The sequence below is a fragment of the Mangrovimicrobium sediminis genome (genome assembly GCF_004745945.1).
Taxonomy (GTDB): domain Bacteria; phylum Pseudomonadota; class Gammaproteobacteria; order Pseudomonadales; family Halieaceae; genus Mangrovimicrobium; species Mangrovimicrobium sediminis.
The window spans coordinates 212793-227445 of record NZ_SRLE01000009.1; the positions used below are offsets into that span (position 1 = coordinate 212793).

Annotated in this window: 11 protein-coding genes; 5 read left to right on the forward strand and 6 right to left on the reverse strand. The window is 67.2% G+C overall.

Translation table 11 applies throughout. The annotated features are described in order from the left end of the window. Positions 1-82: 82 nt before the first annotated feature. Positions 83-1927: a cyclic-di-GMP receptor FimW-related protein gene (locus tag E4634_RS13860; RefSeq protein WP_135444878.1), complete on the forward strand. Its 1845-nt coding sequence runs from the start codon at positions 83-85 to the stop codon at positions 1925-1927. Positions 1928-1990: 63 nt separating this feature from the next. On the opposite strand, the gene serB is transcribed toward E4634_RS13860, so the two are convergent. Further along, positions 1991-3208, reverse strand: coding sequence for a phosphoserine phosphatase SerB (gene serB / locus E4634_RS13865; protein ID WP_135444879.1), 1218 nt, complete (start codon positions 3206-3208; stop codon positions 1991-1993). 161 nt (positions 3209-3369) lie between these two features. Between serB and E4634_RS13870 the strand changes: the two genes are divergently transcribed. Next, on the forward strand, positions 3370-4620 hold the full coding sequence (locus E4634_RS13870; protein WP_135444881.1) for a hypothetical protein: 1251 nt from the start codon (positions 3370-3372) through the stop codon (positions 4618-4620). 9 nt (positions 4621-4629) lie between these two features. Here E4634_RS13870 and parC read toward each other — a convergent pair whose 3' ends face one another. Both parC and E4634_RS13880 read right to left on the reverse strand, forming a co-directional pair. Then, entirely contained in the window at positions 4630-6885 is a 2256-nt protein-coding gene (gene parC / locus E4634_RS13875) for a DNA topoisomerase IV subunit A (protein WP_135444883.1), read from the reverse strand. 59 nt (positions 6886-6944) lie between these two features. Further along, the gene (locus tag E4634_RS13880; protein WP_135444885.1) at positions 6945-7742 is read right to left on the reverse strand and encodes a cyclic nucleotide-binding domain-containing protein; all 798 of its coding nucleotides are present in this window, start codon (positions 7740-7742) and stop codon (positions 6945-6947) included. Between the two features lie 144 nt (positions 7743-7886). Between E4634_RS13880 and E4634_RS13885 the strand changes: the two genes are divergently transcribed. Further along, entirely contained in the window at positions 7887-8342 is a 456-nt protein-coding gene (locus E4634_RS13885) for a GNAT family N-acetyltransferase (RefSeq protein ID WP_135444887.1), read from the forward strand. Between the two features lie 33 nt (positions 8343-8375). Here E4634_RS13885 and dtd read toward each other — a convergent pair whose 3' ends face one another. The 3 genes from dtd to thiI all read right to left on the reverse strand — a co-directional run bounded on the left by dtd (position 8376) and on the right by thiI (position 12192). Next, positions 8376-8813, reverse strand: coding sequence for a D-aminoacyl-tRNA deacylase (dtd, locus tag E4634_RS13890; RefSeq protein WP_135444889.1), 438 nt, complete (start codon positions 8811-8813; stop codon positions 8376-8378). A 7-nt stretch (positions 8814-8820) separates the two neighbouring features. Then, positions 8821-10632 (reverse strand): translational GTPase TypA, encoded by a 1812-nt coding sequence (gene typA / locus E4634_RS13895; protein WP_135444891.1) that lies wholly within the window; start codon positions 10630-10632, stop codon positions 8821-8823. Positions 10633-10743: 111 nt separating this feature from the next. Next, on the reverse strand, positions 10744-12192 hold the full coding sequence (gene thiI / locus E4634_RS13900) for a tRNA uracil 4-sulfurtransferase ThiI (protein WP_135444893.1): 1449 nt from the start codon (positions 12190-12192) through the stop codon (positions 10744-10746). A 346-nt stretch (positions 12193-12538) separates the two neighbouring features. Here thiI and glnA point away from each other — a divergent pair, with 346 nt between their 5' ends. Then, complete coding sequence (glnA, locus tag E4634_RS13905) at positions 12539-13945, forward strand: glutamate--ammonia ligase (RefSeq protein ID WP_135444895.1); 1407 nt, start codon at positions 12539-12541, stop codon at positions 13943-13945. A 134-nt stretch (positions 13946-14079) separates the two neighbouring features. Continuing rightward, entirely contained in the window at positions 14080-14607 is a 528-nt protein-coding gene (locus tag E4634_RS13910) for a DUF4124 domain-containing protein (protein WP_167854924.1), read from the forward strand. Positions 14608-14653 lie beyond the last annotated feature (46 nt).

Below are 14653 nucleotides of genomic sequence, written 5' to 3' on the forward strand. Positions count from 1 at the left end.
GGAGGGCACAACCGTGGGCATCCGGGGCGATTTAAGCTACTCTTGCCCCCACAAATATAAAGGTATAGGGGAAACCGTGCCGATGAGTATGGATACTCTATTCAACCTCACATTACCGGCGCAGGAAGCGCTGGAATACGAGCACTTCCCGCTGCGGGAGGATGCGGCCCGCGCGTGGGCGGCACAACTGCCGGTCACCAATATTCGCGACGTTTCCCACCGCCTGCTGGACGCCATCGGCGACCTCAACCATTTCCCGACCCGCCCGGAACGCCGGTTCCAGGTGCTGGATGCGCTGTCCGAACACCTGCGTGTCACCCTGACCAACCTGACCCGGCGCTTCCTCAACCAGCCGCTGGTCATGCCCGCCGGCCCGCAGCAACTGGCTGACCGCACCGATTCGCTGCTGCGCCAGTTGCAGCTGGCCTACGCCATCATCGCCACCCAGACCCTGGCGGAGCCGGACAGCGTGCGCGAGACCAACCCGGCCCGGCTGCTGTGCGAATCCCTGTACCGCGCGGTGCACTACACCGGCCGTCGCATCCTGCTCGCCTACCAGCTGCACCGGCCGGCGCCGCTGGGTTGCTGGCTGACCCTGCACAAGCTCTACGCCCTGGCCGAATACCAGGACCTGGCGCGGCTGCCGGTGGCGGAACGCGAGGGCGGCACCGGCAGCGTGGTCGCCGCCTACCTGCAGGCGCTGATGCTCGGCTGCAGCAAGCCCAACCAGCTGCGCCAATCCGACCTCGAGGCGGTGTACCAGGCCCTGGGCCAGTGGAGCGGCCAGCTGGAGATCGGCAAGCCGGACGAGCTGCAGGGGCTGTTCGCCGTCGACCTCGGCCGCGACCAGCCCGCGATCTACCGCAGCCTGTACGGCGACAACCGCTCCGCGGGCATGCGCAGCATCGACACCGGCCCGCTCATCCACCTGCTGGGCGAACTGCGCAGCGCCGACGAGGCCAACCAGCGCCGCGGGGTCAAGCTGGAAACCGGCACGGTACTGTCCTCGAACATGCTCGGCCACCTGGTCGATGCACTGGGCACCATGAGCATGCGCAACTTCAAGCGCGTCATGGTCGAAGGTCCGGTGCAGGTCGCCCCCGGTATCGCCGGTGCGCACTTCCACGCCGCCGGCGAGCGCAATTTCGCACGCCTCATTCACGGCGACGACAAGCGGCCACAGCTCTCGGTGAAGGACGACTACCGCGATACGCTGAAGAACCACGGCCAGCGCGATGTCTGGCGCGCGGCAAACCCCGGTTCGGACTACCTGCGCGACGACCGCGACGACGACCCGCTGGCCCGGCTGTCCCACCAGATCGATGTCGATGCGGTCTCCCGCGAGGCCATCAGCAAACAGAAACAGGAAAAGAAGACCCTCACGACAGACCGCGAGGTACCGGTCTTCCGCGCCCGCCAGATCAACGCCAGCCCGGGCGGCTACTGCCTCGAGTGGGACAACAACCTGCCCGACGAGGTGCGTACCGGCGATATCATCTGCATCCAGGAGAACCCCAACAGCCCCTGGTCCATCGGCGTGCTGCGCTGGGTGAGCAGGGTCGACCCGCAGCGCACCCTGTCCGGACTGGAACTGCTCAGCCCCCAGGCCACCGCCTGCGGCGCCCAGAGCCGGCGCAAGGTGGGCGACCAGCTCGACCCGCAGCGCGCACTGTTGCTGCCGGAGATCAAGCTGGTGGGGCAGCCGGCGACCCTGGTCACGCCGCGCACCGGTTTTGGCGAGGGCATGAAGGTGACCCTGTACCGCCACGGCGAAACCCGCCACGTGCACCTGACCCGGCAGATCTCTGCCACCGCCAGCTACGCCCAGTTCGAGTTCCGCGACATGCAGGACATCGACGAGGTGCTGTCCAAGGAAAAAAGCGGCCTGCCGAAATCCGCCTACGATTCGGTGTGGAGCAATATCTGAGCCCGCGGTCGCGGACTATTTCTGAATCGCGGTAACTCGCTATGTCGGAACCGCAACGCGGCGTCAGGCCCCGCGCTGGTAGCGGTCGCTGAACCCCAGCAGGTAGAGAATCGCGTCCAGCCCGAGAGTGGAGATGGACTGCTCCGCGGACTGCTTGACCAGCGGCTTGGCGCGAAACGCCACCCCCAGCCCGGCGATACTCAGCATGGGCAGATCATTGGCGCCGTCGCCGACGGCGATCACCTGTTGCAGGTCGATACCCTCGGCCTCGGCCAGGCGGCGCAGCAGCTGCGCCTTGCGCTGGCCGTCGACGATGTCGCCGGTCACCCGGCCAGTCACCCGCCCGTGCTCGATCTCCAACTCGTTGGCGAACACGTAGTCGATGCCCAGGCGCTGCTGCAGGAAGCGCGCGAAGTAGGTGAAGCCGCCGGAGAGGATCGCGGTGCGATAGCCCAGCGCGCGCAGGGTGGAAATCAGGTGCTCGGCGCCCTCGGTGATCTTCAGCTCGCCGGCCACCGTCGCCAGGGCGGTTTCCTCCAGGCCCTCGAGCAGGGCGACCCGGGCGCGGAAGCTCTCGCTGAAATCCAGTTCCCCGCGCATGGCGCGCTCGGTGATCGCGCTGACCTGCTCGCCGACCCCGGCGCGCTTGGCCAGCTCGTCGATGACCTCGGCCTCGATCAGCGTGGAGTCCATGTCGAAGGCCACCAGGCGGCGGTTGCGGCGGTACATGTTGTCCTGCTGGAAGGCGAGGTCGATGTCCAGTTCCGAGGCGACCTCGAGCAGTTCGCGGCGGAAGTCGGCGGCGTCGGGCAGCGGGCCGCGGGCGGAGAACTCGACACAGGCCTTGGACTGGGCGGGCAGTTCGCCCAGCGGAATGCGCCCGGACAGGCGCGTGATGCTGTCGATGTTGAGCTGGTGCGCGGACACCACGCGGGTGACCCGGGCGATCTGGTCGGCGCTCAGCTTGCGCGCCAGCAGGGTGATGATGTAGCGCGGCCGGCCCTGCGCCCCGACCCACTCGGCGTAGCTGTGCTCGTCCACCTGCGAGATACGCGCGCGCATGCCGAGCTCGGCCGCGCAGGCTTCCACAGCCGCGCGCAAGGGCGCGGCGTCGCAGCCCGCGGGAATCTCCACCAGCATGCCCAGCGACAGGGTGTCGTGAATCACCGCCTGGCCAATGTCCAGCACGTTGACGCCCTGCTCGGCGAGAATCGCGGCGATGCCGGCGGTGACGCCGGGGTGGTCCTCGCCGGAGAGGCTGATCAGCAGTATGTCGCTCAAGGTGCTCCCCGGCGGCCGTGGTTGCAAAGGGCCGCTATTCTACCCGCAGGGCACGAGCCGGTCCAAGCGCCGCCGGGCTGCCGCGCGCAGCCGCCGAGGCATGCCCCCGCGCCGCGGCGGGTGGTTTATACTGGCGCGCAAATCCGGCCGGAAGACGCCCCGTGAAGCAATTCAAGCACGCACCGCTCAGCCAGCAGATTGCCACGGCTGCCGCCGCCCTTTGCCTGGCGGTCAGCCTGGCACTGGTGGCCCTCGCCGCGATTTCCAGCGGGCACATGCTGCGCGAGCAGCAGGCCCACTTCGGTCGCGCCCTGGCGCGGCAGGTGGCGGCGCAGGTCGGCCTGGGGCTGGAGACCGGCGACCTGCTCAGCGTGCGCGCCACCGCCCAGCGTTTCGTCGACACCACCGCCGCCGAGCAGGTGGCCATCATCGATGTCGAAGGCAAGCCGCTGGGCGAGGCCGGCCGGCCCGAGGGCCTGGACCTGTACACCGCCAGCGCGCCGATTACCGTGGAGGCGAATATCGCCGGCGAGGCGCGGGTGACGGTGAGCACCGATGCCGCCAGCGCGGCGCAACGACGCTTTGTGCTCAGCCTGCTGGGCCTGGCGGTGGTGCTCAGCCTGGCGGTATACGGCGCCGGCATGCAGCTGGGCCGGGTGCTGGGGGCGCGGCTGGGCGGCCTGTCGCGCCGCCTGACGCTGGAGGATGCGGCACCGGGCCAGGCCAGCGGCAATGAACTGCTCAATTTGCAGCAGCGGGTCGATGCTCTGCCCATGGACCTGCTGCGCACCCGCGACCAGCGCGCCGCCAGCGAGGAACACTACAGCCACACCGCGGTGCTCTACCTGCAGCTGGACAGCCTCGCCGACTACGTGGACACCCTGGACGAGCAATCCCTGCACCGCTACATCGAGCGCCTGCACCGGCTGGTATACACCGCGGCGGGCTTCTACGGCGGCGAGATCCAGGTGGCGCGGCAGTTCGCACTGGCGGTGTACTTCACCGGCGAGAGCAAGGGCGGCAGCGCGGCGTTTCGCGCCGCGTCCTGTGCCTGGCTGGTGCGCGCCGCGGCGCGCGAACTGGACGACGCGCGCTCGCTGTCGCTGCGCTTTTTCATGGCGGTGGGCTTGAGCGAACTGGGTATCGGCGACAGCGCGGACATCTACCCCGGGCTATACATGCAGTCCACCCTGGACGAACTGCAACAGGCCTGCGCCAGCCGGCCGCCGCAAATACTGCTCTCACCCGCGGTGTGCGCCGACACCGACGTCGACGGGCGCCTGCAACACCACGCCACGGAAGTGTTGGACTACGCCATGCTCGAAGCTGTCGCGGGACCCTATGGCGACCTGCTGGAGCGCCAGCTGCAGCTGATCCTCAAGCGTCAACGGGAGATGGCCCCCGGGCGCTGAATGCGGGGCTCAGCGCTCCACGGCGATCGCATCCACCTTCTGGAATCCGCGCGGCAGCTTGTTGCCGCGCCGGCCGCGCTCGCCGCGGTAGTGCTCGAGGTCGGCGAACTTGAGGCGGTGGTGGCGCTTGCCGGCGTACACCACCAGGGCGTCGGTGGGTGCCAGCACCTGCACGCCGATCACGAACTCCTCGCGCGACAGCACCCGCGCCGCGGGAATGCCGATGATCTTGTTGCCCTTGCCTCGGGCCATCTGCGGCAGGTCCGCCAGCGGGAACACCAGCAGGCGTCCCTCGTTGCTCACCGCCGCCACGCAGGCCTCCGCCGCCGCCTCGGGTACCGGCGCCGGCTGCAGCACGCGGCCGCCCTTGGGCAGGTTGAGCACCGCCTTGCCCGACTTATTCTTCGCCTGCAGGTCGCCCAGTTTGGCGACAAAACCGTAACCGGCGTCCGAGGCGAGCAGGTACAGGCGCTCGTCGGTGCCGGTGAGCAGGCCCTCGAAGGTGGCACCGGAGGGCGGGCTGATACGCCCGGTCAAAGGCTCGCCCTGGCCGCGGGCGGAGGGCAGGTTGTGTGAGGCCAGCGTGTACGCGCGGCCGGTGGAATCCAGCACGATGGTCGGCTGGTTGCTGCGCCCGGGGGCGGCCAGCTTGAAGCTGTCGCCGGACTTGTAGCTGAGGGCCGCGGCGTCGATGTCGTGGCCCTTGGCGGCGCGAATCCAGCCCTTTTCCGAGAGCACGATGGTGATCGGGTCCGCGGTGGTCAGCTCCAGTTCGCTGAAGGCGCGGGCCTCCTCGCGCTCGGCCAGGGGCGAGCGCCGCGCGTCGCCAAATTCCTCCGCCGCCGCCAGCAGTTCCTTCTTCATCAGGGTCTTCAGGCGCGCCTCGGAACCCAGGGTCAGCTGCAGGCTGTCGCGCTCGGCGGCCAGTTCGTCCTGCTCGCCGCGGATTTTCATCTCCTCGAGCTTGGCCAGGTTGCGCAGTTTCAGTTCGAGGATCGCCTCGGCCTGGATATCCGAGATACTGAAGCGCTGCATCAGCGCCGGCTTGGGCTTGTCCTCGGTGCGGATGATGTGGATCACCTCGTCGATATTCAGGTAGGCGACGAGGTAGCCCTCGAGGATGTGCAGGCGCCGCTCGACCCGCTCCAGGCGGTACTGCAGGCGCCGGCGGGTGGTCTCCTTGCGGAACTGCAGCCACTCGCCGAGGATGCGGCCCAGCCCTTTCACGCCGGGGCGGCCGTCGATGCCGATCATGTTCAGGTTGACCCGGTAGCTGCGTTCCAGGTCGGTGGTAGCGAACAGGTGGCTCATCAGCGCGTCGAGGTCCACGCGGTTGGAGCGCGGCACGATGACCAGGCGGGTGGGGTTCTCGTGGTCGGACTCGTCGCGCAGGTCGGCCACCATGGGCAGCTTCTTGGCCTGCATCTGCTGGGCGATCTGCTCCAGTACCCGCGAGCCGGAGACCTGGTAGGGCAGCGCGCGCACCACCACGTCGCCGCCCTCGCGGTCCCACACGGCGCGCATCTTGAGCGCGCCGCGGCCGGTCTCGTACATGGTGCGGATGTCCTCGCGCGGCGTGATGATCTCCGCCTCGGTGGGGTAGTCCGGCCCCTGCACGTGTTCGCACAGCTCGGCGACCGTGGTTTTCGGCGCCTCCAGCAGGCGGATGGCGGCGGTGACCACTTCGCGCAGGTTGTGCGGCGGGATGTCCGTGGCCATGCCCACGGCGATGCCGGTGGTGCCGTTGAGCAGCACGTTGGGCACCCGCGCCGGCAGCACCGATGGCTCGTCCATGGTGCCATCGAAGTTGGGCACCCAGTCCACCGTGCCCTGGCCCAGCTCGGAGAGCAGGATCTCGGCGTAAGGGGTCAGGCGCGACTCGGTGTAGCGCATGGCGGCGAAGGACTTGGGATCGTCCGGCGAGCCCCAGTTGCCCTGGCCGTCCACCAGCGGGTAGCGGTAGCTGAAGTCCTGGGCCATCAGCACCATGGCCTCGTAGGCCGCGCTGTCGCCGTGGGGATGGAACTTGCCGATCACGTCGCCCACGGTGCGCGCGGACTTCTTGAACTTGGCGCTGGATTTCAGGCCCAGCTCGCTCATGGCGTAGACGATGCGCCGCTGCACCGGTTTCAGCCCGTCGCCGATGTTGGGCAGGGCACGGTCGAGAATCACGTACATGGAGTAGTCCAGGTAGGCTTTCTCGGTGTATTGCTTGAGCGAGACCTGTTCGATCCCGTCGTCGTCGATCTGTACGATGTCTGTCATGGTTGTCCTATAACCGCTTGTAACCCCGGCCGCCGGGGCGGCGCGGGCTTCTCAAAACCTCATTTGCGCAGGCTGACCAGCTGCTGGTTGAGGTTGACGATGGCGTTGGCCATGTCGACCAGCAGGCTGTGAATGGTGGCGGGGTTGCGCTTGATCAGTTCGGTGAACTGCTCCTTGGGTACCTTCGCCACCGAGCAGGTGGTCTTGGCGCGCACAGTGGCACTGCGCTCGGCGTGGGTCAAGGCGGCCATGGCACCAAATATCTCCCCCTGGCCGATACGCCCCACCACCACCGAGTCGACCAGCACTTCCGCGGTGCCCGAGGACATGTGGAAGACGTAGTCGCCATACTCGCCCTGGCGGATGATGTCCTGCCCCGCCTCGTAGAGCTCGAAGCCCGGCGTGGTCTCCGCGTCCGCCGGCGTGTGCGCCGCCGCCACGCGCAGGGCCAGTCCCGCATAGGTGACCAGGATGCGCGTCCACTGCCGGGTGGCGGCCGGGTCGCGATACACCCGGTGCATGAACTCCAGCGCGGGGTAAGCGTTCAGGGTGGCGCCGATATCGCTGGAGTACTGCACCATGGCCGCCTCCTCGCGCCCGCCGGCGATGTCCGGCAGCAGCAGGTCGCCCTCCTCCAGCAGGTACAGGGTGCGGTCGTGGTAGCGCACCGCCAGGCTGCCCTGCTCGATCAGGTAGATCTGGCTGGGGTCAAAGCCCGGGAAATTGCCGCGTTTGGTGGGCGCCACCTGCAACGGGGTGGCGGGCATTTCCAGGGATGCGAGCAGGGAGGCGACCAGCTCCTTGTAGTGCTGACCCAGGACCAGAAAGTCCCGTGCTACCTCGGCGTTTGCCAGCATCGGAGTATCCTGTTGGTGGGCAGCCGTCGCTAGCGCTGCAGAATTTTTATCCGCGAGCTGTGCGCCCGCACAGATGCCGCCTATAGTAGCAACTTCTCCACGGCGGGAGCACCCGCTAAATGGCCATAGAAGGATCAAATTCGCATGTCCGTACGCTGGATCACCGCGAACTTCGAGGAACTGGACAACCGCGCGCTGTACGCCGCGCTGCGCCTGCGCCAGGTGGTGTTCGCGGTGGAGCAGACCAGCATCTACCTGGACCTCGACGACCTCGACCAGGCCGCGGTGCACATGCTGGTGCTGGACGGTGAGCAACTGCTCGCTTACCAGCGCTGCCTGCCGCCGGGGCTGCAGGAGGTGGAGAGCACCCTGGGGCGCATCGTCGTCGACCAGGCCGCGCGCGGCACCGGCCTCGGCACCGAGCTGGTCGAGCGCGGTATCGCCCACAACCTGGCCACCTGGCCAGAGTCCAACATACGCATCCACGCCCAGGCACACCTGGAGCGCTTCTACGGCGGGCTGGGTTTCGTCACCGAGGGCGAGCCCTACGACCTGGACGGGATTCCACACCTGGAGATGGTGTATTTCCGCGGCGGCTGAGCGCGGGATGGCGCGGCCGCGGTACAGCTGGCGCTAGACCTCCAGCAGGAAGGTCACCGGCCCGTCGTTGACCAGGCTCACCTGCATATCCGCCCCGAAGCGACCGAAGGCCACCGCCGGGTGGCGTTCACGCAGCATCTCGCAAATCCGTGAGTACAGTGCCTCGGCCTGGGCCGGCGGCATCGCCGAGGAGAAGCTCGGGCGCAGGCCCTTCGCGGTATCGGCGGAGAGGGTGAACTGGGAGACCAGCAGCACGCCGCCGCCGATGTCCGCCACCGAGCGGTTCATGCGGCCGCTGTCGTCGGGGAAGACGCGGTAGGCGAGCAGCTTGTCCAGCAGCCGCGCGGCGCCGGCCTCGTCGTCGTCCTTGTCCAGCCCCAGCAGCACCAGCAGGCCGGTGTCGATAGCGCCGACGGACTCGCCGTCGACCTCGACCCGCGCCCCGGTGACCCGCTGCAGCAGCGCCTTCACGGCGGTGTTACGAGCGGCTGGCGCGCTTGCGCTCGTGTTCCTGCAGCAGCTTCTTGCGCAGGCGGATGCTCTGCGGGGTGACCTCGACCAGTTCGTCGTCCTCGATGAATTCCAGCGCCTGCTCCAGTGTGTGGCGGATCGGCGGGGTCAGGGTCAGCGCTTCGTCGGTGCCGGCGGCGCGGATGTTGGTCAGCTGCTTGGCCTTGGTCGGGTTGACCACGAGGTCGTTGGCGCGCGAGTGAATGCCGACGATCTGGCCCTCGTAGACCTCTTCGCCGTGACCCAGGAACAGGCGGCCGCGGTCCTGCAGGGTGAACAGGGCGTAGGCCAGGGTCTTGCCCTTGACCATGGACACCAGCACGCCGTTGGTACGCTTGCCCACCTCGCCCATCTTCACCGGGCCGTAGTGGTCGAAGATGCTGGTCATGATGCCGGAGCCGCTGGTCATGGTGAGGAACTGGGAGCGGAAGCCGATCATGCCGCGCGAGGGCACGACGAAGGTCAGGCGCACGCGGCCCTTGCCGTCCGGCTCCATGTTGGTGAGGTCCGCCTTGCGCAGGCCGAGCTCTTCCATCACCGCGCCCTGGTGCTGTTCCTCGACGTCGATCACCACCTGCTCGTAGGGCTCGTGGATCTCGCCGTCGACTTCCTTCTGGACCACCTCGGGGCGCGACACGCCGAGCTCGAAGCCCTCGCGGCGCATGTTCTCGATGAGTACCGACAGGTGCAACTCGCCGCGGCCGGAGACCTTGAACTTCTCCGGCGAGTCGCCCGGCTCCACGCGCAGGGCGACGTTGTGGATCAGCTCCTGCTCCAGGCGCTCCTTGATGTTGCGCGAGGTGACGAACTTGCCCTCCTTGCCGGCGAAGGGCGAATCGTTAACCTGGAAGGTCATGCTGACGGTGGGCTCGTCCACGGTCAGCGCGGGCAGGGCCTCGGGGTTGTCCGGGTCGCACAGGGTGTCGGAGATGTTCAGCTCGCCGACCCCGGTGATGCACACGATGTCGCCGGCGCTGGCCAGCTCCACCTCGGCGCGCTCCAGGCCCATGTAGCCCATGACCTGCAGGATGCGCGCCTTGCGCTTGGCGCCCTCGCGGTCGATCACCACCACCTGCTGGTTCGGCTTCAGCGTGCCTCGGGTGATGCGGCCGACGCCGATCACGCCCACGTAGCTGGAGTAGTCGAGGGCGGAAATCTGCATCTGGAAGGGGGCGTCGCGGTCCACGTCCGGCGGCGATACCTTGTCCACAATCATCTGGAACAGCGGGGTCATGTCCTCGGCCATGTCCGCATCGTCCAGGCCGGCGATGCCGTTCAGGGCGGAGGCGTAGATCACCGGGAAGTCGAGCTGCTCCTCGGTGGCGCCGAGGCTGTCGAACAGGTCGAACACCTGGTCCATCACCCAGTGCGGGCGCGCGCCGGGGCGGTCCACCTTGTTGATGACGACGATCGGGTTGAGACCCTGCTCGAAGGCCTTCTGGGTCACGAATCGCGTCTGCGGCATGGGGCCGTCCACCGCGTCCACCAGCAGCAGCACCGAATCCACCATGGACAGCACGCGCTCCACCTCGCCGCCGAAGTCGGCGTGTCCGGGGGTGTCGACGATGTTGATGCGGTAGTCGCCCCACTTGATCGCGGTGTTCTTCGCCAGGATGGTAATCCCGCGCTCTTTCTCCTGGTCGTTGGAATCCATGACGCGCTCGGCGCCTTCGCTGCGGCGGTCCAGGGTGCCGGACTGTTGCAGCAGGCAGTCGACCAGGGTGGTCTTGCCGTGGTCGACGTGGGCGATGATGGCGATGTTGCGCAGATTTTCAATCATGGTACGGCTCAGAGGGGCACAAAAAGGCCGCGGATTATACACCACCGAATGTTGCAGGAATCATCCCGAATTTTGGGGATTTTGCAGGTCCCGGGGGCCGCGGCCCGGAATCTAGCCCGGGGCGTAGACCTTGACGTGGGAGAACCCGGCGTCGACCAGGTGGCTGGCGTGCAGCCGGCTCATCACGCCCTTGCCGCAATACAGCATGTAGGTTTTTGCCGGGTCCAGCTCGCCACTGCGCGAGTGCAGTTCGTAGAAGGGGATCCTGTCCACCGGCACATGCAGGCGCAGCGGCGCCTGCTCCTCCTCGTCCGGGTGGCGGATGTCGATGATCACGCTGCCGGCCAGCGGCACCGGCAGAACCTCTACGTCGGTGCGCTCCAGCGCCTCGTCCGCCAGCCGGTCGATACGCGTGCGCCGGGCCGCGCCGATGGCGCGCTCGAGCACGGCCATGTCGAAGCGCGATTCCTCGGCCTGTACCCGGGGCAAGCGCGCCCGGGTGGTGGGGTTTACCGAGATCACGCCGCAGTACTCGGGCATATTGGCGGCGAATTCGCCGGTGCCGATCTCGCGCGCGAGGTTGACGATGTCCTCCTTGTCGGTGGCGATCAGCGGGCGCAGCACCAGGCGCTCGCTCACCTCGTCGATCACCGAGAGGTTGCGCAGGGTCTGGCTGCTGACCTGGGCCACGGCCTCGCCGGTGACCAGCGCGTCCACCTCCAGGTCGGCGGCGATGCGGTCTGCCGCGCGCAGCATCATGCGCTTGAGAATTACGCCCATCTGGCTGTCCTCCACCCGGGTCAGCAGTTCGGCGACCACTTCCTCGAAGGGCACGCTGATGAACAGCACGCGCTGCCGGCAGCCGTATTTCTGCCACAGGTAGAGGGCGACTTCCTTGACTCCCAGCTCGTGGTCGCGCCCGCCGAGGTTGAAGAACAGGAAGTGGGTGCGCATGCCGCGACGCATGGCCAGGTAGCTGGCCACCGGCGAGTCGAAACCGCCGGAGATCAGCGAGATGACCGAATCCAGGCTGCCCACCGGGTAGCCGCCCAGGCCGCGGTGGCGCTCGCCGATCACGAACAGGGTCTTCTTGCTGATTTCCAGTTCCACCTGGACTTCCGGGTCCTTGAGCTTCACGCCGGCGGTATCGGCACAGGCGCGCAGCGCGCCGCCGACCACCCGCTCCACGTCCATCGAGGTGAATTCGTGCTTGCCGTAGCGCTTGCAGCGCACGGCGAAAGTCTTGCCGCGCAGGCGCTCGGCGTACACCGGCAGCACCAGGTCGGCAATCTCCTCCACCGGCGGCAGCGGGTAGTCGCGCACTTCCAGGATGTAATAGATGCCAGGGATGCAACGCATCGCATCGACCAGGGTCTCGACACTGGCCTGCTCGCAGTCGCTGACCACCTCGATCTTGTCCCAGCCGCGGCGGACCTCCACCTGCGGGTCGAGCTCGCGCAGCACCGCGCGCAGGTTCTCGTGCAACTGGGCGACGAAGCGGCGGCGTACCGGTTTGCTCTTGATGGTGATCTCGGGGAAGAACTTGACGACAAATTTCATCGCGGGGCAGGTGCAGCGCTGACAGGGGTTGCGTATTATACGGGAAGCTTCAGCGTATTCACGTGGCGCCGCGTACGTGATCCGCCCGCCGCGCGGGCCGGGGAAGCGCATAACAACGGCGTACGAACGCACCCCGGTGAGCACAGAGCGCCCCTGCTAAGGTCACTTTCAGACAGAATACTCAACAAATTCAATTGCTTAACTCAGGCACCTCTGGGGCACAGCCCGGCGTGGGCACGGCTGTCCCGAAAGCTGTCGAAAACCAGGTCGTCCCCCGCAGGCCGACCGCAATCGTTGCACGCAGGCCGGCCCGCCGGCCCGATTACCATCCCATGGAGGAATAAAGATGTCAGAGACCACTCTGAACCTGATCAAAGAAAGCGAAGCGCGCTGGGTCGACCTGCGCTTCACCGACACCCGCGGCAAGGAACAGCACGTCACCATACCCTCCAAGGAAGTCGATGAAGACTTCTTCGAAAGCGGCAAGATGTTCGACGGCTCGTCCATCGCCGGTTGGAAGGGCATCAACGAGTCCGACATGATCCTCATGCCCGACGACTCCACCGCCATCCTCGACCCGTTCACCGACGATTCCACCGTCAACCTGCGCTGCTCCGTGGTCGAGCCCAACACCATGCAGGGCTACGACCGCGACCCGCGCTCCCTGGCCCAGCGCGCCGAGGAGTACCTGAAGTCCACCGGTATCGGCGACACCGCCTACTTCGGCCCGGAGCCCGAGTTCTTCATCTTTGACGACATCAAGTGGAAGGTCGACATGTCCGGCGCCAGCTACCAGATCCACTCCGAGGAAGCGGCCTGGGTGTCCAACCATCAGTTCGAGGAGGGCAACATCGGCCACCGTCCCGGCGTCAAGGGCGGCTATTTCCCGGTACCCCCGGTCGATTCCCTGCACGACATCCGCGCCGCCATGTGTACCGCCATGGAGCAGATGGGCCTGGACGTCGAAGTACACCACCACGAGGTGGGCACCGCCGGCCAGTGTGAGATCGGCGTGCGCTTCAACACCCTGGTGAAGAAAGGCGACGACGTGCAGATCACCAAGTACTGCGTACTCAACGTGGCCCATGCCTACGGCAAGACCGCGACCTTCATGCCCAAGCCGATTGTCGGCGACAACGGCTCCGGCATGCACTGCCACCAGTCCATCTCCAAGGACGGCGCCAACGTGTTCGCCGGCGACGGCTACGCCGGGCTGTCCGATGAAGCCCTGTATTACATCGGCGGTATCATCAAGCACGCCCGCGCGCTGAACGCGTTCACCAACGCCGGCACCAACTCCTACAAGCGCCTGGTACCCGGCTTCGAGGCCCCGGTCATGCTGGCCTACTCGGCCCGCAACCGCTCCGCGTCGATCCGCATCCCCTACGAGCCCAACCCGAAGGGCAAGCGCGTCGAGGTTCGCTTCCCGGACCCCACCGCCAACCCCTACCTGGCTTTCGCGGCCATGCTGATGGCGGGCATCGACGGCATCCAGAACAAGATCCACCCCGGCGACCCCGCCGACAAGGACCTCTACGACCTGCCCAAGGAAGAGGCCCTGGCCATCCCCACCGTCGCCTCCAGCCTGGAAATGGCCCTGGAAGCCCTGGACGCGGACCGCGCCTTCCTCACTGCCGGCGGCGTGTTCTCGGACGACATGATCGACGCGTACATCGAGCTGAAGAAGGGCGAGATCGAGCGCCTGAACATGACCACCCACCCGGTCGAGTTCGACATGTACTACTCCTGCTGAGCCCTCGCGGCCGCAGCCAGAGCCCGCCACCCGGCGGGCTTTTTTATGCTGCGTTTTCACACATGTCCTGTTGAGCGCGGCGCACCCCTGCGTCTATGCTTGGCCGGAACAATAACGGCCACCGGGACCCAATCATGCGCGCACTTACCCTCGCCATCGCGCTCGCCGCCAGCGTCGCCCTGTTCGCGACGGGCGCGCAGGCACAGATCTACAAGTCGGTCGACGAGCAGGGCCGGGTCACCTACAGCGACACACCGCCGCCGGACAGCGACAGCGAAGCGGTGGACCTGCAGCCCACCAACACCACGCCCTCGACCCCGGTGCCGACGCGCAGCCCGGCCCAGCCAGAGACCGAGCAGCCCGCCGCCAGCGCGCCGAAGGTAGCCATTACCGCACCCGGTAACGAGAGCACCATCCCCATGGGCGGCGGTATATTCGACGTCGCCGCGTCGGTGACCCCAACGCTCAGCGCGGGGCAAACCCTGCAACTGCATATCGACGGCGAACCCTGGGGCGAGCCGCAGGCCAGCGGCAGCTGGCACCTCGAAAACATCTTCCGCGGTGCCCACGACCTCAGCGTGACCCTGCTCAACGCGGCCGGCGAGGCGGTTACCCAGTCGGAGAGCGTGCGCGTCTACGTGCTGCGACCCTCCATCCAGTAGTTTCAGTAGTTTCGCCCCGGGCTGGACACTTTTGCCCGGCGCGTGC

Coding starts and splice junctions, on each gene's coding strand:
- E4634_RS13860 (WP_135444878.1), top strand. CDS start 83: ATGAGTATGGATACTCTATTCAACCTCACATTACCGGCGCAGGAAGCG.
- parC (WP_135444883.1), bottom strand. CDS start 6,885: ATGACAGACATCGTACAGATCGACGACGACGGGATCGAACAGGTCTCG.
- E4634_RS13880 (WP_135444885.1), bottom strand. CDS start 7,742: ATGCTGGCAAACGCCGAGGTAGCACGGGACTTTCTGGTCCTGGGTCAG.
- E4634_RS13885 (WP_135444887.1), top strand. CDS start 7,887: ATGTCCGTACGCTGGATCACCGCGAACTTCGAGGAACTGGACAACCGC.
- typA (WP_135444891.1), bottom strand. CDS start 10,632: ATGATTGAAAATCTGCGCAACATCGCCATCATCGCCCACGTCGACCAC.
- thiI (WP_135444893.1), bottom strand. CDS start 12,192: ATGAAATTTGTCGTCAAGTTCTTCCCCGAGATCACCATCAAGAGCAAA.
- glnA (WP_135444895.1), top strand. CDS start 12,539: ATGTCAGAGACCACTCTGAACCTGATCAAAGAAAGCGAAGCGCGCTGG.
- E4634_RS13910 (WP_167854924.1), top strand. CDS start 14,080: ATGCGCGCACTTACCCTCGCCATCGCGCTCGCCGCCAGCGTCGCCCTG.